The sequence below is a fragment of the Paraplanobispora takensis genome (assembly GCF_016863195.1).
Classification (GTDB): Bacteria; Actinomycetota; Actinomycetes; order Streptosporangiales; family Streptosporangiaceae; genus Planobispora; species Planobispora takensis.
The window spans coordinates 1-26,072 of the sequence record NZ_BOOK01000038.1; the positions used below are offsets into that span (position 1 = coordinate 1).

At 72.9% G+C, this 26,072-nt stretch carries 23 protein-coding genes; 9 read left to right on the forward strand and 14 right to left on the reverse strand.

The window, feature by feature from the left end; translation table 11 throughout:
- Positions 1-106 precede the first annotated feature (106 nt).
- The 4 genes from Pta02_RS26140 to Pta02_RS26155 form a co-directional block, all read right to left on the reverse strand.
- Positions 107-1,810 carry a SulP family inorganic anion transporter gene (locus Pta02_RS26140; RefSeq protein ID WP_203877581.1) on the reverse strand — a complete coding sequence of 568 codons (1,704 nt, stop codon included), beginning with the start codon at positions 1,808-1,810 and terminating at the stop codon, positions 107-109.
- 137 nt (positions 1,811-1,947) lie between these two features.
- Positions 1,948-2,856 carry a universal stress protein gene (locus tag Pta02_RS26145; RefSeq protein ID WP_203877582.1) on the reverse strand — a complete coding sequence of 303 codons (909 nt, stop codon included), beginning with the start codon at positions 2,854-2,856 and terminating at the stop codon, positions 1,948-1,950.
- A 63-nt stretch (positions 2,857-2,919) separates the two neighbouring features.
- Entirely contained in the window at positions 2,920-3,588 is a 669-nt protein-coding gene (locus Pta02_RS26150) for a CBS domain-containing protein (protein ID WP_239131231.1), read from the reverse strand.
- 81 nt (positions 3,589-3,669) lie between these two features.
- Complete coding sequence (locus Pta02_RS26155) at positions 3,670-4,545, reverse strand: universal stress protein (RefSeq protein WP_203877583.1); 876 nt, start codon at positions 4,543-4,545, stop codon at positions 3,670-3,672.
- A gap of 310 nt (positions 4,546-4,855) precedes the next feature.
- Here Pta02_RS26155 and Pta02_RS26160 point away from each other — a divergent pair, with 310 nt between their 5' ends.
- Complete coding sequence (locus Pta02_RS26160; RefSeq protein ID WP_203877584.1) at positions 4,856-5,812, forward strand: hypothetical protein; 957 nt, start codon at positions 4,856-4,858, stop codon at positions 5,810-5,812.
- A 36-nt stretch (positions 5,813-5,848) separates the two neighbouring features.
- On the opposite strand, the gene Pta02_RS26165 is transcribed toward Pta02_RS26160, so the two are convergent.
- Positions 5,849-6,310 (reverse strand): MarR family winged helix-turn-helix transcriptional regulator, encoded by a 462-nt coding sequence (locus tag Pta02_RS26165; RefSeq protein ID WP_239131232.1) that lies wholly within the window; start codon positions 6,308-6,310, stop codon positions 5,849-5,851.
- A 123-nt stretch (positions 6,311-6,433) separates the two neighbouring features.
- Between Pta02_RS26165 and Pta02_RS26170 the strand changes: the two genes are divergently transcribed.
- A complete protein-coding gene (locus tag Pta02_RS26170) occupies positions 6,434-7,207 on the forward strand; it encodes a pirin family protein (protein WP_203877585.1) in 774 nt (257 codons plus the stop codon).
- Positions 7,208-7,283: 76 nt separating this feature from the next.
- A complete protein-coding gene (locus Pta02_RS26175; RefSeq protein ID WP_203877586.1) occupies positions 7,284-7,928 on the forward strand; it encodes a nitroreductase family protein in 645 nt (214 codons plus the stop codon).
- Positions 7,929-7,998: 70 nt separating this feature from the next.
- Here the strand turns inward: Pta02_RS26175 and Pta02_RS26180 are convergent, their stop codons facing one another.
- Positions 7,999-8,718 carry a relaxase domain-containing protein gene (locus Pta02_RS26180; protein WP_203877587.1) on the reverse strand — a complete coding sequence of 240 codons (720 nt, stop codon included), beginning with the start codon at positions 8,716-8,718 and terminating at the stop codon, positions 7,999-8,001.
- Positions 8,719-8,980: 262 nt separating this feature from the next.
- Between Pta02_RS26180 and Pta02_RS26185 the strand changes: the two genes are divergently transcribed.
- Both Pta02_RS26185 and Pta02_RS26190 read left to right on the forward strand, forming a co-directional pair.
- The gene (locus Pta02_RS26185; protein WP_203877588.1) at positions 8,981-9,655 is read left to right on the forward strand and encodes an SRPBCC family protein; all 675 of its coding nucleotides are present in this window, start codon (positions 8,981-8,983) and stop codon (positions 9,653-9,655) included.
- Positions 9,656-9,692: 37 nt separating this feature from the next.
- Positions 9,693-9,914 carry a hypothetical protein gene (locus tag Pta02_RS26190; protein WP_203877589.1) on the forward strand — a complete coding sequence of 74 codons (222 nt, stop codon included), beginning with the start codon at positions 9,693-9,695 and terminating at the stop codon, positions 9,912-9,914.
- Here Pta02_RS26190 and Pta02_RS26195 read toward each other — a convergent pair whose 3' ends face one another.
- The 3 genes from Pta02_RS26195 to Pta02_RS26205 all read right to left on the reverse strand — a co-directional run bounded on the left by Pta02_RS26195 (position 9,915) and on the right by Pta02_RS26205 (position 13,485).
- Positions 9,915-11,639: a sensor histidine kinase gene (locus tag Pta02_RS26195; protein ID WP_203877590.1), complete on the reverse strand. Its 1,725-nt coding sequence runs from the start codon at positions 11,637-11,639 to the stop codon at positions 9,915-9,917.
- A gap of 71 nt (positions 11,640-11,710) precedes the next feature.
- A complete protein-coding gene (locus Pta02_RS26200; RefSeq protein WP_203877591.1) occupies positions 11,711-12,751 on the reverse strand; it encodes an Acg family FMN-binding oxidoreductase in 1,041 nt (346 codons plus the stop codon).
- Positions 12,752-12,768: 17 nt separating this feature from the next.
- On the reverse strand, positions 12,769-13,485 hold the full coding sequence (locus Pta02_RS26205; RefSeq protein WP_203877592.1) for a CBS domain-containing protein: 717 nt from the start codon (positions 13,483-13,485) through the stop codon (positions 12,769-12,771).
- 310 nt (positions 13,486-13,795) lie between these two features.
- Between Pta02_RS26205 and Pta02_RS26210 the strand changes: the two genes are divergently transcribed.
- Genes Pta02_RS26210 through narI form a run of 4 tightly spaced genes read left to right on the forward strand, consistent with a single transcriptional unit; the run spans position 13,796 to position 20,529 of the window.
- Complete coding sequence (locus Pta02_RS26210; protein WP_203877593.1) at positions 13,796-17,491, forward strand: nitrate reductase subunit alpha; 3,696 nt, start codon at positions 13,796-13,798, stop codon at positions 17,489-17,491.
- A gap of 40 nt (positions 17,492-17,531) precedes the next feature.
- Positions 17,532-19,190 carry a nitrate reductase subunit beta gene (narH, locus tag Pta02_RS26215; protein ID WP_203877594.1) on the forward strand — a complete coding sequence of 553 codons (1,659 nt, stop codon included), beginning with the start codon at positions 17,532-17,534 and terminating at the stop codon, positions 19,188-19,190.
- Entirely contained in the window at positions 19,187-19,813 is a 627-nt protein-coding gene (narJ, locus tag Pta02_RS26220) for a nitrate reductase molybdenum cofactor assembly chaperone (protein WP_203877595.1), read from the forward strand. Before narH ends, narJ begins: the two co-directional genes overlap by 4 nt.
- Positions 19,810-20,529: a respiratory nitrate reductase subunit gamma gene (gene narI, locus Pta02_RS26225; RefSeq protein WP_203877596.1), complete on the forward strand. Its 720-nt coding sequence runs from the start codon at positions 19,810-19,812 to the stop codon at positions 20,527-20,529. Before narJ ends, narI begins: the two co-directional genes overlap by 4 nt.
- 443 nt (positions 20,530-20,972) lie before the next feature.
- On the opposite strand, the gene Pta02_RS26230 is transcribed toward narI, so the two are convergent.
- From Pta02_RS26230 to Pta02_RS26250, 5 genes are all read right to left on the reverse strand, one after another.
- The gene (locus tag Pta02_RS26230) at positions 20,973-21,278 is read right to left on the reverse strand and encodes a hypothetical protein (protein ID WP_203877597.1); all 306 of its coding nucleotides are present in this window, start codon (positions 21,276-21,278) and stop codon (positions 20,973-20,975) included.
- On the reverse strand, positions 21,250-21,792 hold the full coding sequence (locus Pta02_RS26235; RefSeq protein ID WP_203877598.1) for an ATP-binding cassette domain-containing protein: 543 nt from the start codon (positions 21,790-21,792) through the stop codon (positions 21,250-21,252). The genes Pta02_RS26230 and Pta02_RS26235 overlap by 29 nt, the downstream gene beginning before the upstream one ends.
- Positions 21,793-21,997: 205 nt before the next feature.
- Positions 21,998-23,233: a nitrate/nitrite transporter gene (locus Pta02_RS26240; RefSeq protein WP_275423614.1), complete on the reverse strand. Its 1,236-nt coding sequence runs from the start codon at positions 23,231-23,233 to the stop codon at positions 21,998-22,000.
- Between the two features lie 117 nt (positions 23,234-23,350).
- Positions 23,351-24,349: an Acg family FMN-binding oxidoreductase gene (locus Pta02_RS26245; protein ID WP_203877599.1), complete on the reverse strand. Its 999-nt coding sequence runs from the start codon at positions 24,347-24,349 to the stop codon at positions 23,351-23,353.
- Between the two features lie 207 nt (positions 24,350-24,556).
- Positions 24,557-25,978 carry an amidase gene (locus Pta02_RS26250; protein WP_203877600.1) on the reverse strand — a complete coding sequence of 474 codons (1,422 nt, stop codon included), beginning with the start codon at positions 25,976-25,978 and terminating at the stop codon, positions 24,557-24,559.
- Between the last annotated feature and the right edge of the window lie 94 nt (positions 25,979-26,072).

The window sequence follows — 26,072 nt, forward strand, 5'->3', positions numbered from 1 at the left end:
CTCCCCCGTCTTTCCCGACAGTGTCCTTGCGCTCGCGTCCCGGACCCCGAAAGTCCCGGTTCCCGCAGGACCTACGGCCCCAATCGGACGTTCGCGCGGCCGGGGGTCACGCCGGGCCGGCGTCCGGCGGCTGGCTCCCGTTCCTGCTCTCGAACGCCTCCACCGCCGTCGGCAGCGTGGGGAAGAGCAGATCCTCCCCGATCCTGTCGGCGATCCCGAAGGCCCGCAGATCGTCCAGGAGGTCCTGCTTGACCCGGGCGAGGGCGAACACCAGGCCCCTGCCGACGAGTTCGGCCCGCAGTTCCTCCAGGGCGTTCAGCGCGGTGATGTCGACCTCGACGTTGGCCTCGACGTTGAGGACGAACCATTCGACCCCGCCCTGCTGGTCGACGGCGTCCAGGGCCCTGCGCTTGAAGTCGTCGGCGTTGGCGAAGAACAGCGGCGAGTCGTAGCGGTAGACGACCAGCCCGGGGATCGTCTCGGCCTGCGGATAGTCGTCGACGTCGTGCATCCCGGCCAGGCCCGGCACCCGGCCGAGGATCGCGTCGTGCGGGCGGGCCACCCGGCGCAGCAGGTCGGCGATCGACAGGCCGATCGCCACGAGGATGCCCATCAGGATGTCGAACACCAGCACCCCGGCCAGCGCCGCGAGCGCCAGCAGCAGCTCGCTGCGGCGGAAGGCCGCCAGCCGGCGGAAGCCCGGGACGTCGATGAGCCGCACGGCCGCGTAGATGACGATGGCCCCCAGCACGGCCGACGGGAAGCGGGCCAGCAGGGGGTACAGGAAGAGCAGCACGCCCACCACGCAGGCCAGGGCGGTCAGCGAGTAGAGCTGGGTGCGGGCGCCCGACGCGACGCCGAGCGCGGTACGGCTGCCGCTGCTGCTCACCGGGAATCCGTGGACGACCCCGGCCCCGAGGTTCGCCGCGCCCAGCGCCAGCAGCTCCTGGTTGCCGTCGACCCGATAACCGCCGCGCGCGGCGAACGCGCGCGCGGTCAGCATGTTGTCGGTGTAGCCCACCAGGAGCACGCCGACCGCGGGCAGCACCAGCTGGGACAGGTCGTCCAGCGCGGGCAGCCCGAACGGCGGGAGTCCTGCCGGGACCTGCCCCACCACCTTGATCCCGATCCGCTCCAGGTCGAACAAGACGACCGCGGCGGTGCCCAGCAGCACCACCAGCAGCGGTCCGGGCAGGCGGGTCAGCCAGCGCTGGGCGGCGAACAGGAAGACGAGGCTCACCGCGGCCAGGATGAGCGTGGGCAGGTGGGCCTGGCCCAGCCCGCCGATGAAGGACATCAGCTCGGCGAAGAAGCCTTCGCCCTCGACGGGCACGCCGCTGATCTTCTCCAGCTGGCCGATCATCATGATGGCGGCCACCCCGGCCATGTAGCCGACGAGGATCGGCTGCGACAGCAGATCGGCCACGAACCCCAGCCGGGCGGCCCAGCCCGCGACGGCCAGCGCGCCGACCACCACGGCCAGAGTGGCGGCCAGCGTCGCGTAGCGCGCGGGGTCTCCCCCGGCGAGCGGCGCCACGACCGTCGCCGTCATCAGCGCGGTGGTCGACTCCGGGCCCACCGACAGCTGACGCGACGACCCGAGCAGGGCGTAGACCGCCAGCGCGGGCAGCATCGCCCACAACCCGGCCACCGGCTGCAGCCCGGCCAGCCCCGCGTAGGCCATCACCTGCGGCACCAGATAGGCGGCCACGGTGACCCCGGCGAGCAGGTCGCCTCCCAGCCACGACCGCCGATATTCGCGCGCCTGTCCCAGCCCGGGAAGGAAACGGGTCCAATCCGTCACGATCACTCACGTTTCCAGGCCACACCGTGCGGCGCAAGTCACGACCGCCCGCGTTTCCGGGCCACAGCGTACGGCGTGGGCCGAGGTCTCCGCACCGGGCCGCGCGGGCCGTACCGCCCCATGCCGGACCGCACCGCTCCGGTTCACACGCGGGCGAGCTCCCTCTCCGGGGGCCACGGCCCCGTCCCCGGGTCGCCCGGCGTCCGGTGGACCACCGCCACGGGGCAGGGCGCGTGGTGGACCATCGCGTGGCCGACCGAGCCGAGCAGCACACTCCGGAGCTCGCCCAGCCCGCGCGAGCCGACCACGAGCAGCAGCGCGTCCCGCGCCGCGTCCGACAGCGCCAGGTGCGGCGGGCGCTCGGTGAACTCGATGTGGATCCGCAGCCGGGGACGCCCGTGCGACCACGGGGCCAGTTCCGCCCGCAGCCGCCCTCCCATCTCCAGGCGCTCCATCTCGTGGCCGGGGAAGAGGTCGTGACCGCCCTCGCCTATGGCCGTCACCACTTTGAGCGGGGTCCCGCGCAGGCACGCCTCACGGGCGGCGAAGTCCAGTGCCGCGTGCGACCCGGGCGAGCCGTCGAACCCGACGACGACGGCCCGTGCCGTCTGCGGGCCGGGACGTCCGCGCACCACGACGACGGGGCCGTGGGCGTGCGCCGCCACCCGGGAGCCGACGGAGCCGGGGTGCAGGCCGGCGATCCCTCCCCGGCCCCGGGTCCCCACCACGAGCAGTTCGGCCGTACGGGTCAGCTCCGTCAGGACCTCCACCGGAGGACCCTCCGGCAGGAGCGTCCGGACGCTCAACCCTGGATGGCGCCGTCCGGCCCACGCCGCACAGCGGCCGAGCATCCGCAGGGCCGGGCGGCGGGCCAGACCCGTCGGCACCACCTCGCCCGGCCACTGGCGGTACGGCCGCCGCCAGGCGTGGCAGACGGTGAGCGCAACGCCCCTGACGGCCGCCTCGGCCGCGGCCCACTCCAGGGCCGTGCCGCCGCGGGCGGATTCGTCGACGCCGACCACCACACCGAGATCGTCCTGTGAACCGGCCATCACGGTCTCCTCAACTGGCCACCGGGACGGACGACGACCGGCGGCCCGGTAGAAGGGCGGGGTTCAGTAGAAGGGCGGGGTGACGATGTCGTCCCTGTCGTAGGTAACCTCCGAGACGGCGTCGACGACGCCCTCCACCATGCGCACCGCCTGGACCAGGTGAACGCTCTGGGAGCGGCGGGCGACGTGGCCGCCGATCGTCACGATCCCCGCGTCGAGGCCGACGGACAGGCTCGCGGGATCCAGCCCGACCTCCTCCCGGACGACCTGGGCGACCTCGGCGAGCAGTTCCCCCGCCGCGCGGGCGAAGACCTTCAGCAGGTCCTGCTGGTGGACCGTGCCGGTCATCCGGCCCGTGACGGGGTCGATCACCGGCAGCTGCCTGATCTTCTTGTCGTGCATCAGCCGGGCGGCCTCGCGCACCGGCGTGCCCGGGGTCACGGTGATCGCCGGGTGGGTCATGAGCTGGGCGGCGGTCAAGCCCGCGGCCTTGCCGCGTTCCTCCCGCTCCCTGGAGCCCTCGAAGAGCGTGGTGCCGTGCCGTACCGGACCGGTCTCCTTGAGGAGCAGATCGTCCCCGGAGACGATGCCGACCGGGTGCCGGTCGGCGTCGATCACCGTGACGGCGCCGACGGCGAAGCGCCTCATCGCGGTGACGATCTCCGCGAAGGGGGCCTCCTTCCGAACCGCGATGGCCACGCGTCCCATCACGTCACGTACCTGCAGCGACATGACCCACCTCCCTGTCCGGTGTCGCCGTGGTCTCCGGGCACCTCCGGCCGGCCGGCGGCGGACGTCCCCGGCCGTACGGGCTCAGGCACCCCGCGCCTCCGGCCGGGGCGAGCGGACCACGGCCACGGCGCCGCGGGCGTGGTGCAGCAGGCCGCGGCTGACCGAGCCCAGCGTGAGGGCGCCGACGACGCCCCGGCCGTGGGAGCCCACGACCACCAGGTCCGCCTGCTCCGACGCCTCGGCCAGGGCCTGGACCGGATGTCCGACGCGCACGTCCTCGACCACCTCCACCTGCGGATACGTCCGCCGCCATGGGGCGAGCTTCTCGACCGCCGCCTGGGTGTGGACCCGGTTGACCTCGTCCATGTCGTAGGCGATGTCCGGGGCGTAGGCGTGCACCGGCGCCTGCCAGGCGTGCAGCGCCCGCAGCCTGGCGCCGCGCAGACGGGCCTGCTCGAAGGCGTAGACGATGGCGGGGTCGCACTCGGGCGAGTCGTCGACGCCGACCACGATCTCTCCGCGGGCGGATCGCGGGCCGGAGCGCACGACGACCACCGGCCCGCGGGCGTGCCCGGCCACGTGGACGCTCACCGACCCCAGGACCGCGCCGGTGAAGCCGCCCAGGCCCCGGCTGCCGATCACGATCTCGGTGGCGTGCTCGGCCTGGTCGCGCAGGATCACGCCGGGCGTCCCCTCGATCGTCCGGGTGAGGACCTCCAGCTCCGGCCGGTCCTTGCGGGCGACGGCCTCGGCCTCGGCCAGGACCTTCTCCGCGCTGCGGGCCAGTGCGTCGCCCTCGTCGCGGGTGGGGAATCTGGCGATGTCGTACGGCGAGCGGTCGAGGGCGAAGACGATGTGCAGCGGGGCGCTCATGCGGGCCGCGTCCTCGGCGGCCCATTCCACGGCGGCGGAACCCGCGGCCGAACCGTCGGTTCCCACGACGACGGGAACGGACATGATTGTCTCCTTCGCTCCGTGACGGATGTCGATCCCATACGAGCCCGCCGGGCGCCCGGCGCACAGGGCCGAAGGTCCCGAGTCCACGGGCCTGTCGGGCCGGCGGCGGGACGGGCGACGGGGCCGCCGTCGGCCGATCGCGCGGGGCCGATCCGGAAGCACGCTCGGTGACGCCGTACGGGAACGTGACGCGCCGCCCGGCAAGGAGCCGGTATTCTCCGCACTTCGAGTGAAATGTTCAGAGGTCTGTGGGCCGAACGCCGTATGTGGAAACCACTGATCACGTATGACTCCCCATGGAGACCAGCTCATGTCCACCCTCCGTCCGCCCGTCCGCTGGCCGCGCCGCTGGCCTCTGGCCCTGCTGGCACTCCCGGCCGGGGTCGCCACCTGGTCCGGGTGGGTCGGGCTCGGCGAGATGACCGGATTCGGGCCGGTCAAGCTCCTGCCCGGCATCGCCGACACCTTCGTGATCAACAGTGCGGTCACCCTCCCGATCGGGGTGGAGGCCTACGCCGCGTTCGCGCTGTCGGCCTGGCTGACCAGCGCCCCGGTCTCCGCCGGCACCCGGCGCTTCGCGCGCGCCTCGGCCCTGGCGGCGCTCGGGCTCGGCATGTTCGGCCAGGTGGCCTTCCACCTGCTGGAGGTGGCGGGCGCGAGCAAGGCGCCGGCGGCGGTCACGGTGCTGGTCTCGTGCCTGCCGGTGCTGGTGCTGGGGCTGGGCGCGGCCCTGGCGCACATGCTGCACCGGGACCGGCTCGCGGCTCAGGCCTCCCCGTCTCCTGCCCCCGCGGCGGCCACCACGCCCGCGGGCGGACCCGGCCCCGGCCCTGATCCCCACCCCGCCGGACCCGGTCCCGGGCGCGGCGCCCCCCGCCCCGAGGCGGCGCCTCCGGATGCCGTCCCCGCCCCCGGTGGCCCGGGTCCGGCCCTCGGCCCCGCGCCGGTCCCGGCGCCCCAGCCCGAGTCTCCCCCGGCGCTGGTCCCGGTGGGTCGCGCCGGTGGCCCGCAGCTCCGGGCGGAGGCCGCTGCGACATCGGTCGCGCTCGTGTCCCTGCCGAGCGACGCCGACCGGATCCGGACGGCGCTGACCGTCCTCGGAGCGGACGCGGCCCCGGCCCAGGTGATCGACTGGCTCCGGAACCACGGGGTCAGCGTGGCTCCGGCGAACGTCAAGAGCGTGAGCCGGCGTGAACGGGTCCGGCGAGCCCAGGCGGAGTCACTGGGACGGGTGGTGTCGCTCACCACCCGCAGGACCGAGCCATGACCTGCGCCCGGCGCTGAGAGGGCGTGTCCCGCGTCCCTATCCGGCGGCGTCGAGCCGGGCCAGGACCTGGGTGGTCAGCTGTCGCAGGGCCTCGACCTGTTCGGGGCCGAGAGCGTCGAAGAACAGGGCGCGGACGGTCTCGACGTGGCCGGGGGCGGCGGTGGTGATCGCCTCGCGGCCGGCCTCGGTGAGGACGACGAAGGCGCCCCGGCCGTCGTCGGCGCACTCCTGGCGCTCGACCAGGCCGCGGCGCTGCATCCGGCTCAGGTGGTGCGACAGGCGGCTCTGCTCCCACTCCAGCGCGCGCTGCAGCTCGTAGGGGCGAAGCCGCCCGTCGGGCACGTCGGTGAGGTGCACCAGCACGTCATAATCGGCGAGGGACAGCCCGCAGGCCGCCTGCAGCTGCCGGTTGAGTGCGGCGCCCAGCTGGGCCTGCATGCGCAGATAGGCCCGCCAGGCACGCTGCTGATCGTCGTCGAGCCATCGCGGGGCGTCCATGCCGTCCATCGTACCCGACATAGATGACACGTCATTGAATTGACGGAATAGATGACACGTCATATAGGTTGGGAGCGATGCATGACACATCATCTTCTTCCCGGATCTCCTCGGAGGGCTGACATGACCGCCACCACCGGCCTCCACCTGACCCCGCAGATCGACGTCCGCCGCGCGAACGAGCGCTTCACCACCGGGATCGGCTGGCTGGACTCCAAGCACTCCTTCTCCTTCGGCCACCACTACGACGCGGCCAACACCCACCACGGCCTGCTGCTGGTCAACAACGACGACGTCGTCCGGCCCGGCTTCGGCTTCGACACCCATCCGCACCGGGACATGGAGATCGTCACCTGGGTGCTGCAGGGCTCCCTGGTCCACCAGGACTCCGAGGGCCACAACGGCCTCATCTACCCGGGCCTGGCCCAGCGCATGAGCGCCGGCACCGGCATCCTGCACTCCGAGAAGAACGACTCCTGGCGCCTTTCGGGCGACGTCCACGACGAGCCGGTGCACTTCGTTCAGATGTGGGTGCTGCCCGACGAGGCCGGCATCACCCCGGGCTACGAGCAGCTGGAGATCGACGCCGATCTGCTGGGCGGCGGCCTGGTGCCGGTGGCCTCCGGCATGGCCAAGCACGACGGGGCCGCGGCCATCCGCATCAAGAACCGCTACGCCGCGCTGTACGCCGCCCGCCTGCAGCCCGGCCAGAGCGTCGAGCTGCCCGAGGCGCCGTTCCTGCACCTGTTCGTACCGCGCGGCGAGGTCACCCTGGAGGGCGCCGGCGCGCTGGGCACCGGGGACGCCGTACGGTTCACCGCCACCGGCGGCCAGAAGGTCACCGCGGCCGAACCGGCCGAGATCCTGGTGTGGGAGATGCACGCCACCGCCGCCTGAGCCCCGTCCGCGGCAGCCGGCGGCCCCGGCCCCCGCGAAAACCACCCGCACGACCACCGTCGAGGACACCTGCACCGTGAACCTGGAAACGAACCCGGAAACGGGCCTGGAAACGGGCCCGGAAACGCACAAGACCGCCGCGACCTCGGTGCCGGTGCACCCGCTGCTGGCCCGGCGGTGGAGCCCGCGCGGCTTCGACGCCGCCCACACCGTCGGCGACGGGCAGCTGCGCGCGCTGCTGGAGGCCGCGCGCTGGGCGCCGTCGGCCAACAACAGCCAGCCCTGGCGCTTCCTGGTCGCCCGCCGCGGCGAGGAGGCCCGCGCCCGGCTGCTGGACCTCCTCAACCCGGGCAACCGGACCTGGGCGGAGGCGGCCGGCGCGCTGGTGCTGGTGGCCGCCGAGACCGCCGACGAGACCGGCCGGGCGCGCCCGTGGGCGCTGTACGACACCGGCCAGGCCGTCGCGGCCCTGGCCGTGCAGGCCCAGGCCGAGGGCCTGTCCGTCCACCAGATGGGCGGCTTCGACGCGGCGGCGGCCCGGGAGGGCTTCGGCCTCGGCGACGGCCTCACCCCCGTCGTCGTGATCGCCGTCGGACGGCTGGACACCGCCGCCGAGCTGCCCGAGCCGCTGGCCGCCCGCGAACGCGCCCCGCGCACCCGCCATCCGCTCGACACCCTGCTGCTGCCCGCCGTACCCGGCCCGGAGCGGCGGGCCGCCTGAGACCGGCGCGACGCCCGGCCGTCCCACCCGTGACCGGCCCCGGGGCGGCCGACGAGGAGACCTCACAGCGCTATCCGGGCACGCGGGGGTGTCCCGCCATCGCCTGCCGGAGATGGGCCGCGATGTGACGGTCGGCGGACGCGGCGCACAGCCGCAGGTGCGCCCGCTCCGGGCCGGTGATGTCGCGCCAGTGACCGCCGGGGCCCCACATGAGGGCGGCGATCACCAGATGGGCGTGCAGGCACGGCCGCGGCGGCATGCCCGCCGACCGGGGCGCGGTCAGATGCCAGGTGATCCACCCCAGCAGGCCTGCGCACCGGGACCCGCCGGTGATCCGCTGCTCGAGATGGGCGGCGCCCGCGGTCACGGCGGCGGCGAACCGGTCGGCGATGTCGGCGGCGCGGTGGCTGCGCGCGTAGAGGGCGTTGACGTCGGCGGGCGCGGCCAGGGCGAGGTCGAATCCACGGTTACGGGTGTGATCGCAGCCCTCCACCAGGGTCTGCCCGGTGCCGGGGTGGCGGCCGGCCATGAACGCCGCGGCCTGCACGTGCCGGTCCACGGTCAGCGGGGTGCCGGGGGTGATGGCGAAGCACGTCAGGGCGGAGCCGAACCAGACCGGGTCGCGGGCCCCCGGCAGGTCGTAGAGGATCTCCCGGTGGCCCCCCACGGGGGCGGCGTCTATCGGCCGCGGCGGGCCGTCGACGGAACGGCGGCGGTCGCACATCGCGCCGCCGCGCAGCCGGTAACGCACTTGCACGGCCGAGGGGCCGAGGTCGGTGATCCAGGCCATGAGGTCCCGCTCCGGATGACAGGGGAAGGGGCACGCCCGGCGCCGGCCCGCAGATCATCGCGGAGCGGCACGCCTCCCGGACATTACAAGCAATCTTTCTCTCCATCAATGTTCTTGTCAGGAAACTGCCATCACCGGTGGCCCGCCCCCAGCCGGTCCAGAGCCCATCGGCCCGTACGCATGAGGACCTCGGACCCTGTGCCCGCCGGCCGGGCGGAGGTGCGATGGAGACCGGCCGGACATCGAGGAGGACACGATGGGCATGACAGTCAGGACACTCGCCGGGACCGGCCTGCTGGGCGCCGGCCTGGCCGCTCTGGCCTACCCGCTGCTGTTGCGCAGGTGGTGCCTGACCTGGGGGGCCACGGAGGAGGAGGCGGCCCGCGCGCTGCCCGGGGACGACCTGTTGCCCGACGCCGGCCTGGTCGCCACCCGCGCGGTCACCGTCGGCGCGCCGCCCTCGGCGATCTGGCCGTGGCTGGTGCAGATGGGCAGCGGCCGCGGCGGCGCCTACACCTACGACTGGATCGAGAACCTCTTCGGCCTGGACATGCACAGCGCCGAGGAGATCCTGCCGCAGTTCCAGGACCTCAAGGCCGGTGACACGCTCCCCCTGGGAGGGGCGGGCCCGACCATGCGCGCGGAGATCGTGGAGCCCGAGCGGACGCTGGCCTTCCGTTCCGGCGACGGCGACTGGGTGTGGACGTTCGTCCTGGTCCCGCAGGGTGACACGACCCGGCTCATCAGCCGCAACCGCATCTCCGCCCCGGGCCCCACCCCGTTCGACCGGCTGGTCAACCTCCTGGTCATGGAGCCGGGCAGTCTGGTCATGGAGCGCAAGATGCTGCTCGGCATCAAGTCCCGGGCCGAGCGCCGCTCCCACGCCGTCGAGCGCCCCCGGCCGATCCCCGCCGGGGAGCCCGCCGGGAACGACTGAGGCGATCGACCGCATCCGATCGAGAAGAGATCAGATCATGGACGCCTGTCCCGTACGCGTGCAGGCCCGCCTGGATGAGCCGCTGAACCGGGGGCTGTGGCTGGTCAAACGGCTGCCGGCCATCCCGCACTACCTCGTCATGGCACCGCTGTGGATCGCCTTCGCCGTCCTGACGGTGATCGCCTTCTTCGCCGCGCCGCCCCCACCGGCTCCCCTCCCCGTCCCGCCGGTCCCCACCGGATCGGGAGACAGGCCGTGATCACACCCCGGGCGCGTCGTCCCCGGCCGTGATCGGGACGCTCCAGCACAGCCGGGTCCCGCCCTCCCCGGCGGTCTCCAGCTCCAGGGAGCCGCCCAGTCCGGCCGCCCGCTCCTCGATGTTGCGCAGCCCGCTGCGCCTGCCCTCCTCGGGCAGGCCGACGCCGTTGTCGTGCACGACCAGCGACAGCCGCCCGCCGGCCACCTCCACCGCCACCTCGGCCTTGCTCGCCTTGGCGTGGCGCACGATGTTGGACAGCGCCTCGCGCAGCACCGCCAGCAGGTGCTCGGCGACCCGTCCGGGCACCTGGTTGTCCAGCGGGCCCTCCATCCGCAGTCCCGGCATGAAGCCCAGGTGACCCCGCGCGCTCTCGACCAGGTCCACGACCTGCGCGCGCAGGCTGGCGGCGCCGTCCTCACGGGTGTTCTGCAGGGCGAAGATGGTCGAGCGGATCTGCCGGATGGTCTCGTCCAGCTCGTCCACCGCGTGCTGCACCCGGGCCGAGGCCGTCGGGTCGTCCACCATCCGGACCGTGCTCATCAGCGTCATCGCCACCGCGAACAGCCGCTGGATCACCACGTCGTGCAGGTCCTTGGCGATGCGGTCGCGATCTTCCAGCAGGCCCAGCCGCTCGGCGTCGCGGCGCGCCTCGGCCAGCTCCAAAGCGATGGCGGCCTGCCCGGAGAAGGCCTGCAGCATCCGCAGATCGGCGAGGGTGAACGGGCTGCGGCCGGCCTCCTTGGCCAGGACCAGCACCCCGCGCACGGCGTGGGCGGCCCCCAGCGGGACCAGCAGCCCGGGACCGAACCCGCTGGCCCGCAGCGGGGACTCGGGGTGGGGGATGTCCTGCAGGTCGCTGTACATCAGCGGCTCGCCCCGGGAGAAGACCGCCCCCACCGCGGAGGCGCCGACCGGGAACACCGTCTCGCGGAACTCCCCGGCCTCGGCGCCTTCGGCGATCTCCACCCTCAGCGCCTGCCCGTCGTCGCCGGGCAGCAGCACCCGGGTCATGTCGGCGCCGGTCATCTGCCGCCCCCGCCGGGCGATGAGGGTGAGCACCTCCTGCGGTCCCGCGCCCGACAGCAGGCTGGTGGTCACCTCCGAGGAGGCCTGCAGCCACGTCTCGCGGCGCCTGGTCTCCTCGTACAGCCGGGCGTTCTCGATCGCCACGCCCGCGGCGGTGGCCAGCGCCACCACCACGGCCTCGTCCTCCTCGTCGAACTCCAGCCCGCCGCGCTTCTCCGTCAGATAGAGGTTGCCGAACACCTCCTCGCGCACCCGCACCGGCACCCCGAGGAACGACCCCATCGGGGGGTGCCCCGGCGGGAACCCGTAGGACTCGGGATGGTCGGAGATGCGCGCCAGCCGCAGCGTCTGCGGTTCCTTGATCAGCAGCCCCAGCAGGCCCAGCCCGTGCGGCCAGTGCTCGATCCCGGCGATCTCCTCCTCGCTCAGCCCCACGGGGATGAACTGGACCAGCGTGCTCTCCTCTCCCACCACGCCCAGCGCGCCGTAGGAGGCGTCCACCAGCGTGGTGGCGGTCGCCACGATCCGCCGCAGCACCGTCTCCAGGTCCAGGTCGCTGCCGACCGACACCACGGCCTCCAGCAGCGCGTGCACCCGGTCCCGGGTGGCCAGTACCGCCTCGAGCCGCACCTGGAGCTCCGCCAAGAGCTCATCCAACCGCATGTGCGGAACGACGGAACGTGTCTCCCTACTGGTCATAGCCGGATTTTTTCAGTAAAAGTCCTGAATGCCCAGTCCAGCGGGAACATTTCAGGATCTTCATTCGATGTTCACGGCCGCTCGTCGAGCATCTCCTCCAGCGGCCGCCGTACGGTGCCCGCCTCCTCCTCGGTGAGGCCCATCCTCATGATCATCTGCGGGTGCTCCCCCGAACACAGCCCGTGACGGACGAACTCGCGCAGGTGGTACAGCTCCAGGGCCTGGGTGTGGAAGGCGGCGCGCACCCCGTAGGCCGAGGCGAACAGCAGCGCCCGCTGGAGCCCCTGTCCGGCCCTCAGCCAGTCCTCGCGTTCGTCGCCGGCGGTGGTGAGCACCGCCACGAGCTCCGGCGGCCCGGCCTCCGGCCGGTCCTGCGCCCGCTCCCGGTCCCAGGCCCGCTCATAGCCCCAGGGCCGGCCCCGGGCGTAGTCGCGCCGGGCGAACAGGGAGCCGTCGCCGGGGAATAGCCCGGAGTCGCCGTCCTGCGCGGAGGAGCGCGGGTAGGCGTCGGCGGGCACGCCGTCGCGGCGCCGGCTCTCCGGCGAGCGGGACCAGCGCAGCACCTCCAGGGAGAACCCGCTGTCCTGCGACTGCACCTCCTGGGCCGCCCGGGTGACGGCCGCGAGGGCGCGCACCGCCGGCCCGGACCTGACCGGCGTCAGCCGCACCCCCTCCGCCGCCGCCTCCCGGCACACCGCCTCGACGAACCTGTCCGGCAGGGGCTCGCCGGTGAAGTCGCCGCGGTGCGTACGGCGCCGCTCGATCTGCGCGTGCAGCAGACGGGTGTGCTCGTCGGGCTGCACCGCGCCGCCCGGCCGTACCAGCGCCAGCAGCACCGGGCGGTCCGGGTCCGGCAGGAGCCGCACGACGGGTTCGTGGCCGAGTCCGCGCAGCGCCAGCCGCACGTTGAACAGCGCGGCGCCGCAGCTGATGAGCATCTCCCTGCCGGCCGGGTCCTCCACCGGGAGGCGGCGGCCGGTGTCGGCCCGCACGCTGATCTCCTCGCCGGACACGACGAAGGACCAGGGCTGGGTGTTGTGCACCGACGGGGCCCACACCGCGGCCTCCACCGCGGCGTGCACGGCCTTGCCGATCTCTTCACTGTCGCGCATGTCTCACCTCGTGGTGCTCAGCTGTGCCGCCATATCGGCCGCAGAGCAGGGGGGTCCTGCGGGGGAACGGAGTCGTCGCGCTCGTAGGTCAGCTCGCCGACCACGTCCACGACGCCGTCGACGGCCATGACCAGCCGCTCGGCGAAGGGGATCAGGCTCTTGAGCTCGATCCGGCCGGTGAGGGTCACCACGCCGTCGCGCACGTCGACCGAGATCTTGCGCGGGTCCTCCCACAGGGTCCGGACGATGATCTCCTCGATCACCTCCCGGCGGATCCGCTCGTCGGGCCGCAGGAAGATCGTCAGGAGGTCGGCGCGGCTGACGACGCCCACCAGGCGCCCCGCCCCGTCGACCACCGGGAGGCGTTTGATCCCGTGCTTGGCCAGCAGCCGGGCCGCGGAGGGAAGCGTCGCGCCGGGGGCGACCGTCACGGCGGGGGCGCTCATCAGCTCGCCGGCCGTGCCGGCTCCGGACTTCGCCCGCGCGAGCCGGTCACGGCGGTGCCCGGCGATCCCGGGACGCCGCCCGCCGGCCTCCTTGGCCTCCTCCTTGCGCAGGAGGTCGGCCTCGGTCACGACGCCGGCGACGTGACCGGAGCCGTCCAGGACGGGGGCGCCGCTGACCCCCCGTTCGGCGAAGACCTCCACGACGTCCTTGAACGCCGTCTCCTCCGTCACGGTCAGCACGTCCCGCGTCATGACGTCGGCGACCGTCGGCCGGGCTGTCTTCCTCATCGCGGGCTCCTTCCTGTTCCTGCGCCCTGCGTCCAGTCAAGCCACGCTCACACGGCGGGGACAGGGCTGTTGGGCCATCGCCGCGCGGGACTTAGGGCCCGGACGGCGGTCGTTTCCGCGGAGATTTTGGGTCTTTGGGCTCGTTCGGCGGGACTAAAGACCCTGAGATCGGGATATGGCCCCCCGAGAGGATGAACGCGCCGGACGCCCGGCGCGGATGGCGCACCGGCCGCTTCCGGGGAGATCCGGGCGCGGCCGTATGCCCGTGCTCCGGAGAACGACTTGCGCGTGAGAATGAGGAGTTACGTCTATGGCGGGTATGGATGGGCCGGTCAGCGACGCCCTGCTGCGGCTGGGCAGGCATCTGCGTGCCGGAACGGTCTCCGACGACCTGCGGACGCTCCACCAGATCGGCGGCAGGCGCAGTGACGCCTTCTATCGCGACCGGTGGAGCCACGACAAGGTGGTGCGCTCCACACACGGGGTGAACTGCACCGGGTCGTGCTCGTGGAAGGTCTACGTCAAGGACGGGATCATCACCTGGGAGGCGCAGCAGACCGACTATCCCAGCGTGGGGGGCGACCGTCCGGAGTACGAGCCGCGCGGCTGCCCGCGCGGCGCCGCGTTCTCCTGGTACACCTACTCCCCCACCCGGGTGCGCTTCCCCTACGCCCGCGGCGTGCTGGTGGAGATGTACCGGGAGGCCAAGGCGCGCCTGGGCGACCCGGTCGCGGCCTGGGCCGAGATCACCTCCGACCCGGACAGCCGCCACCGCTACCAGTCGGCCCGCGGCAAGGGCGGCCTGGTGCGCGTCTCCTGGGAGGAGGCCACCGAGATCATCGCGGCCGCGCACGTGCACACCATCAAGGCCTACGGTCCCGACAGGGTCGCCGGCTTCTCCCCGATCCCGGCCATGTCGATGGCCTCCCACGCGGTCGGCGCCCGTTTCGTGTCGCTGCTGGGCGGCACCATGCTCTCGTTCTACGACTGGTACGCCGACCTGCCGGTGGCCTCCCCGCAGGTGTTCGGCGACCAGACCGACGTGCCGGAGTCGGCCGACTGGTGGGACGCGGCCTACCTGATGCTGTGGGGGTCCAACGTGCCGGTGACGCGCACGCCGGACGCCCACTACATGACCGAGGCCCGTTACCGGGGGCAGAAGGTCGTCGTGGTCGCCCCCGACTACAGCGACGCCGCCAAGTTCGCCGACGAGTGGCTGGCGCCCCACCCGGGCACCGACGGCGCGATGGCCATGGCGATGGGCCACGTGATCCTGCGGGAGTTCTTCGTCGAGCGGCAGGTGCCGTACTTCACCGACTACGTCAAGCGCCACACCGACCTGCCGTTCCTGGTGACCCTGGACGAGCGCGACGGCGGCTATGTGCCGGCCAAGTTCCTCACCGCCGCCGACCTGGGCCGGGACAAGGAGGCCGAGGCGGCGTTCAAGACGGTGCTGCTCGACTCGGCGACCGGCGAGCCGGTGGTGCCCAACGGCTCACTCGGCTTCCGCTACGCCGCCGCGGGCGAGGGGCGCTGGAACCTGGACCTGGAGGGCGTCGACCCGCTGCTGACGCTGGAGGGCGGGCGGAGCGTGACGGTCCTGCTGCCCCGCTTCGACCAGGAGGGCGGTGCGGGCGACGGGGTGCTGCGGCGCGGCGTCCCGGTGCGCGAGATCGGGGGCCGGCTGGTCACGACGGTCTTCGACCTCATGCTCGCCCAGTACGGCGTCGCCCGGCCCTCGGGCGGGTCGAGCGCGAGCGACTCGGCGCAGGAGGCGCGGGAGTGGCCGGCCTCCTACGACGACGCGGGCGCGCCGTACACGCCGGCCTGGCAGGAGACGATCACCGGGGTGCCGGCGGCGCAGGTGGTGCGGATCGCCAGGGAGTTCGCCCGCAACGCCGAGGACTCCCGCGGCCGATCGATGATCATCATGGGGGCGGGGGCCAACCACTGGTTCCACTCCGACACGATCTACCGCGCGATGCTGGCGCTGACCACGCTGACCGGCTGCCAGGGCGTCAACGGCGGCGGCTGGGCCCACTACGTGGGCCAGGAGAAGTGCCGCCCGATCACCGGCTGGGCGCACATGGCCTTCGCCACAGACTGGTCGCGCCCGCCCCGGCAGATGATCGGCACCGCCTACTGGTACCTGCACACCGACCAGTGGCGCTACGACACCTACAGCGCCGAGGTGGTCTCCTCCCCGCTGGGCGGCGGGGCCTTCACCGGCAAGGCCACGGCGGACCTGCTGTCGCAGTCGGCGCGCCTGGGCTGGATGCCGTCGCATCCGACCTTCGACCGCAACCCGCTGGACCTGGCCGACGAGGCGGCCGGCTCGGGGCAGGAGGCGGGGCCGTACATCGCCGCCAAGGTCGCCTCCGGGGAGCTGGGCTTCGCCTGCGAGGATCCCGACGCGCCGGCCAACTGGCCGCGGGTGCTGACGGTGTGGCGGGCCAACCTGCTGGGGTCCTCGGCCAAGGGCAACGAGTACTTCCTGCGGCACCTGCTGGGCGCCGACTCCTCGGTGCGCGCCGCCGAGGCCTCGCTCGGGCAGCGTCCGGACGACGTCACCTGGCAGCCGCAGGCGCCGCGGGGCAAGCTCGACCTGCTGCTGTCGCTGGACTTCCGGATGACCTCCACGACGCTGTTCTCCGACATCGTGCTGCCGGCCGCCACCTGGTACGAGAAGCACGATCTGTCCTCCACCGACATGCATCCGTTCGTGCACGCCTTCAGCCCGGCGATCGACCCGCCCTGGCAGACGCGCACCGACTTCGCGGCCTTCCACGCCATCGCCAAGGCCTTCAGCGCGCTGGCCGCCACCCATCTGGGCGTGCGCAAGGACCTGGTCGCGGTGCCGCTGCTGCACGACACGCCCGACGAGCTGGCCACCCCGCACGGGCACGTGAGCGACTGGCGGGTCACCGGCGAGACACCCGTGCCCGGCCGGAACTTCCCGAAGATCACGGTGATCGAGCGGGACTACGGCGCCGTCGCGGCGAAGATGGCCGCGATCGGCCCGCTGCTGGACAAGCTCGGCACCACCACCAAGGGCATCACCTACCAGGTCGGCGAGGAGATAGAACGGCTCGCCAGGATGAACGGCACCGTGCGCGGCGGGGTGGCCGACGGGCGGCCGTCGCTGGCCCGCGACGTCGACATGTGCGAGACGATCCTGGCGCTGTCGGGCACCACCAACGGGCATCTGGCCGCGCAGGGCTTCGCCACGCTGGGCCGCCGCACCGGGACCTCCTTCGACGGCCTGGCCGACGAGCACAAGAAGATCACCTTCGCGGACACGCAGTCGCGGCCGGTGCCGGTGACCACCTCGCCGGAGTGGTCGGGCAGCGAGACCGGCGGGCGCCGGTACTCGGCGTTCACCCTCAACGTCGAGCACCGCAAACCCTGGCACACCCTCACCGGGCGCCAGCACTTCTTCCTGGACCACGACTGGATCCACGAGGCCGGGGAGACGCTGCCGGTCTACCGGCCGCCGCTGAACATGACCGTGCTGTTCGGCGAGCCGGGCGTCGGCGAGGGCGGCGAGCAGGGGATCACGGTCCGCTATCTGACCCCGCACTCCAAGTGGTCGATCCACTCGGAGTACCAGGACAACCTGCTGATGCTGACCCTGTCGCGCGGCGGCCCGAACATCTGGATGAGCCCACTCGACGCCGCCCGGGCCGGGATCGCCGACAACGACTGGGTGGAGGCCGTCAACCGCAACGGCGTCGTGGTCGCCCGGGCGATCGTCTCGCACCGCATGCCCGCCGGGACGGTGTACATGTACCACGCCCAGGAGCGGGTGGTGGACGTGCCCAAGAGCGAGACCTCCGGCAGGCGCGGCGGCATCCACAACTCCCTGACCCGTCTGCTGATCAAACCCACCCATCTGATCGGCGGCTACGCCCAGCTGTCGTTCGCCTTCAACTATCTAGGGCCGACCGGTAACCAGCGTGACGAGGTCACCGTCATCCGCCGCCGCAGCCAGGAGGTCGACTACTGATGCACGAGGAGATCCGGTACGGCGGGGCGGAGGTCCGGCGATGAAGGTGATGGCGCAGCTCGCCATGGTGATGAACCTCGACAAGTGCATCGGATGCCACACCTGCTCGGTGACGTGCAAGCAGGCGTGGACCAACCGGGCCGGCACCGAGTACGTGTGGTTCAACAACGTCGAGACCCGGCCCGGGCAGGGCTACCCGCGCACCTACCAGGACCAGGAGCGCTGGAAGGGCGGCTGGGAGCTCAACTCGCTCGGCCGGCTGAAGCTCAAGGCCGGCGGGCGGATCAAGAAGCTGTTCTCCATCTTCGCCAACCCGCTGATGCCCTCGATCCAGGACTACTACGAGCCCTGGACCTACGACTACGACCGGTTGTTCTCCGCGCCCATGCAGGACGACACCCCGGTCGCCCGGCCCCGGTCCCTCATCACCGGCGAGCCGACGAAGATCAGCTGGAGTGCCAACTGGGACGACAACCTGGCCGGCGGCCCGGAGCTGGCGCCCGCCGACCCGGTGCTGCGCAAGGTGTCCGACCAGGTCACGCTCTCCTTCGAGCAGGCGTTCATGTTCTATCTGCCGCGCATCTGCGAGCACTGCCTCAACCCCTCGTGCGTGGCCTCCTGCCCGTCCGGTGCGATGTACAAGCGGTCGGAGGACGGCATCGTCCTGGTCGACCAGGACCGCTGCCGCGGCTGGCGGATGTGCGTGACCGGCTGCCCGTACAAGAAGGTGTACTTCAACCACCGCACCGGCAAGGCCGAGAAGTGCACCTTCTGCTTCCCCCGGGTCGAGGTGGGCATCCCGACCGTCTGCTCGGAGACCTGCGTGGGCCGGCTGCGCTACATCGGGATCATCCTCTACGACCCCGACCGGGTGGTCGAGGCGGCCTCCGTGCCCGACGACAAGGCCCTGTACGAGGCGCAGAAGAGCGTGATGCTCGACCCGGAGGATCCCGCCGTGATCGCCGCGGCCCGCGCCGGCGGCATCCCGGAGGACTGGCTGGAGGCGGCGCGCCGCTCCCCCATCCACAAGCTGATCTTCGAGTACGGGGTCGCGCTGCCGCTGCACCCGGAGTACCGCACCATGCCGATGGTCTGGTACATCCCGCCGCTGTCGCCGGTCGTCGACGTGCTGTCCGGTACCGGCCACGACGGCGAGGACGCCGGCAACCTGTTCGGCGCGATCGACGCGCTGCGCATCCCGATCGGCTACCTGGCCGAGCTGTTCACCGCCGGGGACCCCGCGCCGGTGCGCGCCGTACTGCGCCGCCTGGCCGCGATGCGCTCCTACATGCGCCGCATCAACCTCGGCCAGGAGCGCGACGAGTCGATCGCGGCGGAGGTCGGCATGACCGGCGAGCAGGTCGAGGGGATGCACCGGCTGCTGGCCCTGGCCCCCTACGGGGAGCGCTACGTCATCCCCAAGGCCCACGCCGAGCAGGGCGCGCAGCTGGAGGAGCTGGCGACCGGCTGCAGCCTCGACTACGAGGGCGGGCCCGGCATGAACGGCCCGTTCGGCGAGGCCTCCGGGATGCCCGCGCCGGTCGCGGTGGAGAACTTCCACGCGCTGCGGGAACGGCAGTCCGGCGACGACATCGACGAGGCCCATCGGCTGCGCGGCCGGGTCAACCTCCTCAACTGGGACGGCAAGGGCACGCCTGACGGCCTGTTCCCGAACGGAAACGGTGAGAAGCGATCATGACGACCCCTGACGACGGCCAGGTGCGCACCGCGCATCTGGTGGCCTCGGTGCTGCTCGGCTATCCCGACGAGCGGATGTACGGCGAGCTGCCGATCCTGGCCGAGGCGGTGGCCGGGCTCCCGCGCGGGGAGGTGCGCGCCCGGCTGGAGTCCTTCCTCGGCCACTGCGCCGCCACCCCGCGCAGCGACCTGGCGGCCCACTATGTGGCGACCTTCGACCTCAAGAGGCGCTGCTGCCCGTACCTGACCTACTACGCCTACGGCGACACCCGCAAGCGGGGCGCCGCCCTGCTGCGGTTCAAGCACGCCTTCCGCGAGGCGGGCTTCGAACTGGCCGACGGTGAGCTGCCCGACCATCTGTCGGTGGTGTGCGAGCTGTCGGGCCGCGGCGCCGTACGGCAGGCCCGGCGGCTGATGACCGAGAACCGGGCGGGCCTGGAGCTGCTGCGCACCGCCCTGGAGGCCGAGTCCTCGCCGTACGCCGACGTCGTGGCCGCGGTGCTGGCCACACTCCCGGCGGCCGGCCCGCGCCAGCTGGAGGCCGCGCTGCGCCTGGCGGCCCAGGGGCCGCCCGCCGAGGAGGTCGGACTCGAACCCTACGCCGTGATGGAGGCGGGCCGGTGAACGCGCTGGACGTGGTGCTGTGGGTGGTGGCCCCGTACGTGGCCCTGACGGTGTTCGCGCTCGGGCACGTGTGGCGCTACCGCTATGACAAGTTCGGCTGGACCACCCGGTCCTCGCAGATGTACGAGTCGCGGCTGCTGCGCATCGGCAGCCCGCTGTTCCACTTCGGCATCCTGGTCGTGGTGCTCGGCCACGTCGGCGGGCTGGTGATCCCCAAGAGCTGGACCGAGGCGGCCGGCGTCAGCGAGGAGCTCTACCACCTGGTCGCGGTCGTGCTGGGCACGATCGCGGGCGTGGCGACGCTGGGCGGCCTGGCGATCCTGATCTACCGGCGCCGCACCGTCGGCCCGGTGTTCAGCGCCACGACCCGCAACGACAAGCTCATGTACGCCGTCCTGGCCCTCACCATCGTGCTCGGCCTGGCCGCGACGGTCATGGCGAACATCGTCGGCGGCGGCTACGACTACCGCACCACCATCTCGCCCTGGTTCCGGTCGATCTTCTACTTCCAGCCGGACCCCTCACTGATGGCCGGGGCCCCGGTCCTGTTCCAGCTGCACGCGCTCAGCGCGCTGCTGCTGTTCGCGATCTGGCCGTTCACCCGGCTGGTGCACATGCTCACGGCCCCGGTCGGCTATCTCACCCGGCCCTACATCGTCTACCGAAGCCGTGAGGAGCACCGCACCGGTGCCCGCGCCCCGCAGCGCGGCTGGTAGCCGTCCTCGCGGTGGCCCGCGGTACGGGCACGTCGTCGCCGCCCCGGCCTGTCGTCACGGGCCGGGGCGGCGGCGCCCGATCACGTGATACCGGTGATGAGCCGTTCGCGGTCGACGACGGCCGAGGCCGCCCGCCACCCGAGGAAGTCCAGGAGCAGCAGGACCGGCCCGAGTGAGAGCGCCGTCTGCCCTGCAGCCGCTCGCCGAACACCGCGTACGCGGCCAGGGCGGCGGGGACCAGCACCGGGATGGCCGGCATGTAGAGCAGGGTGTGCTGGTGCCGCAGCGCCGTCGCGGCCTCGGCCGGCAGGGCGAAGAGCTGGATCAGCGGCTGGATGAGGAAGATCAGGGCAGGATCGCCGTCGTCCCTGCGATGGTGGTGTTGCGCCGGTACTCGTGCAGTTCCTTGCGGGTGACGGCGCGCACCCGCCGTCTGCTGACGGTCACGGCGGGCCTGCCGGGTCCTCCTGCTCGACGAGCTCCAGGTAGACGTCTTCGAGCGAGTGGCGCATCCGGCTGATCGACAGCACGTCGGCGCCCGCCGCCACCGGCGCGCGGGTCACCGCGGGCGCGGCCGCCTCCGGTTCGGACACCTCCAGGACGTAGCCGGACGTGCCGTCCGGGTGCCAGCCGCCGACGGCGGGCAGAGCGGAGAAGGCCTGAGCGGGGTCGGCGAGCGGAGCGACGGTGCGGACGACGAGGGCGCGGCCGAACAGCCGCTCACGCAGTTCGCCGGGCCGGCCGATCATGCGCAACGTCGTGTTCAGGATCGCGACCCGGTCGCACAATCGCTCGGCCTCCGCGAGGCGGCGCGTGGTCAGGAAGACGGTGACGCCGCGTCGGCGCAGCCCGCCGATCAGCTCGTGGACCTCGCGTGCGGCCGGCGGGGTCGGGGATCCCGTACAGGTCGGCGAAGCACCGCAGGTTCTCCAGCGCGCTCAGGCGCAGATACAGGCCCGGCGACTCGGGCATGATCGCGATCCTGCGGCGGATCCGCGCGCCGTTGGCCGGGGCCAGCCGGAGCCCGGCGACCGTCGCCGAGCCCGAGGTGGGGGCCAGCAGCGTGCCGAGCGTCCGCACGGTCGTCGTCTTGCCGGCCCCGTTCGGACCGAGGAAGCCGAACACCTCGCCGCGTTCCGCCCGGAAGCAGAGGTCCTCGAACGCGATCCGGTCGCCGAACCGCTTCGACAGGTGCCTGACCGACAGCGCCGGAGCACCCCGATCCGCCGACTCGGCCTCGGATCCGGGCTGCACCGGCGCCACCTCATCCCCGGGAAGTCCCCGCGAGGTCGCGCGGGATCCCCTCGGGATCCCCTCGGGATCCCCGACAAGCGCATCAATGCTCCCACCGCGAGCCGCCGGGCGCTGTCACCTCCCGGCGAGACTTGCGCCGGACGAAGCATCGGCGACCGCCGCTGCCGGCACGGTGTGCCGGGCGGGGTCGCCTGCCGCTTCGGGGCTCGTCCGGCTAGGCCGAGCGGACCCGCGAGGAGGGCACCGCCTGGCGCCGGGTCGAGGAGCGGACCGCGGTCACCGTCAGCACCAGGGTCAGCACCGAAACCGCCGACAGCAGGGCCAGGCCCACGCCGTAGGAGCCGAAGCGGCCGTAGACGAAGCCCATCACCAGCGGCGGGACGAACCCGCCCAGCCCGCCGGCGGCGCCGACCAGGCCGGTGACCGAGCCGACCTTGTCGGCCGGGGCCACCTGGGCGACCAGGGCGAAGGTGGCGCCGCTGCCGGCGCCGAGCGCGGCGGCCATGGTCAGGAAGGCGAGCGTGCCCAGGAACATCAGCGGCGGGGTGAAGGCCTGCACCGCCGCGCACAGCGCGACCACGGCGAACACCGCGGTCAGGACGGGAAGCGGCCCGATCCGGTCCGACAGCCAGCCGCCCACCGGCCGCATCACGACCGCCAGGATCACGAAGCCGGCCATCCGGTTGGCCGCGTCGGCCTGCTCCAGCCCGTAGGCGGTCTGCAGGTAGACCGGCAGGTAGACCGAGAAGGCGACGTAGCCGCCGAAGGCCACCGCGTACAGGATGCACGCCTGCCAGGTGATGGACAGCTTGGCGGTGGCCGCCAGGCGCGCCATCAGCGGCTGGGTCGGGATGATACGGCCCGGCGCGTCCCGCAGGACCAGCCAGGAGACGACGGCGTAGACGGCCAGCACGATCGCGGTGATCACGAACGGCGTCGCCGAGCCGCCGGCCTTCACCAGCTTGACCGTGGTCAGGGCGCTGATGGCGGTGCCGCCCATGCCCGCGCCGAAGATGCCCACGGCCAGCCCGCGCCGCTCCGGGGGGAACCAGGCGTTGACGAAGGGCACGCCCACGGCGAACGCCGTCCCGCCGATGCCCAGGAAGAAGCCGCCCACCAGCAGCGCCGCCAGCGAGCTCTGGCCGGCCAGGCCGATGAACAGGACGGGGACGATCGTGATGGCCGAGATCAGCGGGAACATGACCCGCCCGCCGAAGCGGTCGGTGAGCGCGCCGACCGGGATGCGGCCGAGCGAGCCGACGATCACCGGGACCGCCACCAGCAGCGCCTGCTGGGAGGCCGACAGCTCCAGTAGTTCCTTGAACCGCGGGCCCAGCGGGCTGAGCAGCGCCCACGCCCAGAAGTTCACCGCGAATCCCAGCGTCGCCACGGCCAGCATCAGCACCGGGCTGCGGCCGGTCCCCGGTCCATCCGTTCTGACGGTACTCATATCACCAGTCCTCATGCAGATTTCGGGTGGGCGGCCGCGGCTTGTCCTGCTCCCGCGACGCGCCTACCTGAGGTTTCTTCCCTGATAGGCGGTTTTTCACTAGGCGGCTGTGTCAATTCACGCCGCTCGCAACAGCTCCGGGACGGGGCGGCGGGGAGCACGCGGCACCGCGGCGCCGTACCCGAGACGGATGATCATCTGCGGGTGGCCGCCGGGGTGCCGGGGGTCGGTGCGGTGGCGCATGTCGCGCAGGTCCAGCGGCTGGTTCAGGAACGAGGCGGACACGCCGTGCAGCGTGGCCGCCAGCAGGACCCGCTGCAGCGCCTGGCCGGCGCGCAGCCAGTCCGCGGGGCCGTCTCCGCGGGTGGTCAGCACGGCCAGCCGGGGGTGCGGCTCGAAGCGGGCGCGCTCCCCGCGCGCCCGCGCGAAGTCGCGGACGGGCGCCGGATCGCCGACGGGGCGCGGCCCCTGGACGTAGGAGGGGATCCCGTCGGAGCGCGAGTTCCCGGCCGTCCACCGGGCCAGCTCGAGGCGGTAGTCGCGGTCGACGGTCAGCGCCTCGTCGGCCGCGGCGACCTCCTCCAGGAGTGCGGCGGCGGCCGTGCCGCCGACCTCGACCAGCGAGGCTCCCTCGATCCGGGCCGCCGCGGCCAGCTCGGCCATGACCTCCACCGGGACGGGGTCACCGGAGAACGGCAGTCGGTTGGTGCGCCGGACCTTGACGGCCTCGTACAGCTCGTACTCGGCGGCGGAGGCGGGGACGGCGTCCGCGGGCCAGACGGCGGCCAGCAGCGTGGGAGGCAGGTCGGAGGGCAGATCGGGGGACAGCGCCGACGGTCCGCTCCCGGCGGCGGACATCGGCTGGACGACGGGCCGCATGCCGGCCACCCGCATGGCCAGCCGCAGGTTGAACAGCGCCGCTCCGCAGCTGATGGACATCGACCGGCCGCGCGGGTCGGCCACGTGCAACCTGCGGTCCAGATCGGCGTGCAGCTCGATGTACCGTCCCCGGCGGACCTCGAAACGCCACGGCTGGGTGTTGTGCACCGAGGGCGCGGCACCCGCCGCGGTGATCAGACGACGGACGCCGGCGTGGGTGGCGAGAGGGTTCAACATGGTCTTCCTCCTTTCCTTCGAGGGTCCTGCACCACCCGCCACCTGGGGCAGGGCCGAAGGTCCCGGCGACAGGGGACGTCAGGCACACCTGTCACAGGAGTGGAGGAAGCGGAGAAGGAGGAACGTCATGAAGGAACACCGCGGAGGAACGCCTCGGCGCCGGCCGGACGCCGGCCTCGTGGGAGGAGCCCGGCGGCCGGGCGGCGCTCACGCGTGGCCGGCCCAGATCCGCGGGAGCCTGTCCCGCCACGGCACGGCCTCCTCCAGTCGGGCGGCGACCCGCAGCAGCAGGTCCTCGCGTCCGTGACCGGCCACCAGCTGCACCCCGATGGGCAGGCCGCTCCCGCTCCATCCCAGCGGCAGGCTGATCGCCGGGTGACCCGAGACGTTGAACACCATCGTGAACGGCCCGTACTCGAAGATCCTCGCCAGCCGTTCCTCCAGCGTGGGGTGGTCGTCGGCGTCGTATCGGAAGGTGCCGTGCGTCACCGGCGGCCACGCCAGCGTCGGCGTCACGAGCAGGTCGCACCCGGTGAAGAACGCGCTCACCGAGCGGGTGACCCGGTTCTGGGCGTGGAAGCCGAGGATCAGGCCGAGCGCGCTCGTCTCCTTCGCGTCCTGCAGCAGGTGCCGCGTCGAGATCTCCAGCAGGTCCGGGTCGGGCTCCCGGGGCGCCAGCAGCACGGTCGAGGCGATCGCGACGCGCTGGGCCTGCATCGCCCGCAGCGTGTCCTGCCAGTCGACGGCGGGGGCGCCCTCCTCGACGAGGTGGCCCATCTTCTCCAGCACGGTACCGGCGGCGACCGTCGCGGCGGCCACCTCCGGATCCACCGGCACGCCCGACCACGCCGCGGTGGTCACGGCGACGCGCAGCGTGCCGGGGTCGGCGCCCACCTCCGAGGCGTACGGCCGCGCCGGCGGGGGCGCGGTGTACTTGTCGCCCACGGCCGGCCCGTGCACGGCGTCGAGCAGGTGGGCGGCGTCCCTGACCGTCCGGGTCAGCGCGAACTCGTAGGCCATCCCGAACATCGGCTCGCCCATGTCCGGCCCGCTGGTGACGCGGCCCCTGCTCGGCTTGAGGCCGACCAGGCCGCAGCAGGAGGCGGGGATGCGGATCGAGCCCGCGCCGTCGCTCGCGTGGGCCAGCGGTACGGCGCCCGCCGCCACCAGGGCGGCCGCACCGCCGCTGGACCCGCCCGCGCTGCGGTCGGGGTCCCAGGGGTTGCGGGTGACGCCGTACCGGTCGGACTCGGTGACGAAGTCCACCACCATCTCGGGCACGGTGGTCACACCCAGGGTGGCCAGCCCGGCGGCCCTGAATCGCTTCATCAGGTCGGTGTCGTGGTCGGCCGTCATCGCCCGCAGGGCCCTGCTGCCGACGCTGAACGGCACGCCCTCGGCGACCGGGCCATGATCCTTTATCAGGAACGGCACCCCGGTGAACGGGCCGTGGCCGGAGTGGGCGAGCGCGGTGCCGAACACCGGCATGGTCAGGCCGTTGAGCCTGGAGTCGGCCCACTCCAGCGCCCGCCTGGCCGCCGTCTCGACCTCGGCGACGCCGGCCTCTCCGCTGCGGATCAGCTCGCTCAGGCCGAGGCCGTCGTAGCTCGCGTACTCGTACGGTTCCATGGTGTGCTCCTCGCGTGTGTCGGAGCACCCAGCGTGGCCGCGCGCGACGGCGGGGACATCAGGGCTGGTACTGAGATCCGGCCCTGAGGCGGCA

Coding starts and splice junctions, on each gene's coding strand:
- Pta02_RS26205 (WP_203877592.1), bottom strand. CDS start 13,485: ATGAGGAAGACAGCCCGGCCGACGGTCGCCGACGTCATGACGCGGGAC.
- Pta02_RS26180 (WP_203877587.1), bottom strand. CDS start 8,718: ATGGCCTGGATCACCGACCTCGGCCCCTCGGCCGTGCAAGTGCGTTAC.
- Pta02_RS26200 (WP_203877591.1), bottom strand. CDS start 12,751: ATGCGCGACAGTGAAGAGATCGGCAAGGCCGTGCACGCCGCGGTGGAG.
- Pta02_RS26190 (WP_203877589.1), top strand. CDS start 9,693: ATGGACGCCTGTCCCGTACGCGTGCAGGCCCGCCTGGATGAGCCGCTG.
- narJ (WP_203877595.1), top strand. CDS start 19,187: ATGACGACCCCTGACGACGGCCAGGTGCGCACCGCGCATCTGGTGGCC.
- Pta02_RS26170 (WP_203877585.1), top strand. CDS start 6,434: ATGACCGCCACCACCGGCCTCCACCTGACCCCGCAGATCGACGTCCGC.
- Pta02_RS26245 (WP_203877599.1), bottom strand. CDS start 24,349: ATGTTGAACCCTCTCGCCACCCACGCCGGCGTCCGTCGTCTGATCACC.
- Pta02_RS26145 (WP_203877582.1), bottom strand. CDS start 2,856: ATGGCCGGTTCACAGGACGATCTCGGTGTGGTGGTCGGCGTCGACGAA.
- Pta02_RS26185 (WP_203877588.1), top strand. CDS start 8,981: ATGACAGTCAGGACACTCGCCGGGACCGGCCTGCTGGGCGCCGGCCTG.
- Pta02_RS26230 (WP_203877597.1), bottom strand. CDS start 21,278: ATGATCGGCCGGCCCGGCGAACTGCGTGAGCGGCTGTTCGGCCGCGCC.
- Pta02_RS26150 (WP_239131231.1), bottom strand. CDS start 3,588: ATGTCGCTGCAGGTACGTGACGTGATGGGACGCGTGGCCATCGCGGTT.
- Pta02_RS26250 (WP_203877600.1), bottom strand. CDS start 25,978: ATGGAACCGTACGAGTACGCGAGCTACGACGGCCTCGGCCTGAGCGAG.
- Pta02_RS26210 (WP_203877593.1), top strand. CDS start 13,796: ATGGCGGGTATGGATGGGCCGGTCAGCGACGCCCTGCTGCGGCTGGGC.
- Pta02_RS26165 (WP_239131232.1), bottom strand. CDS start 6,310: ATGGACGCCCCGCGATGGCTCGACGACGATCAGCAGCGTGCCTGGCGG.
- Pta02_RS26195 (WP_203877590.1), bottom strand. CDS start 11,639: ATGACCAGTAGGGAGACACGTTCCGTCGTTCCGCACATGCGGTTGGAT.
- narH (WP_203877594.1), top strand. CDS start 17,532: ATGAAGGTGATGGCGCAGCTCGCCATGGTGATGAACCTCGACAAGTGC.
- Pta02_RS26240 (WP_275423614.1), bottom strand. CDS start 23,233: ATGAGTACCGTCAGAACGGATGGACCGGGGACCGGCCGCAGCCCGGTG.
- Pta02_RS26160 (WP_203877584.1), top strand. CDS start 4,856: ATGTCCACCCTCCGTCCGCCCGTCCGCTGGCCGCGCCGCTGGCCTCTG.
- Pta02_RS26155 (WP_203877583.1), bottom strand. CDS start 4,545: ATGTCCGTTCCCGTCGTCGTGGGAACCGACGGTTCGGCCGCGGGTTCC.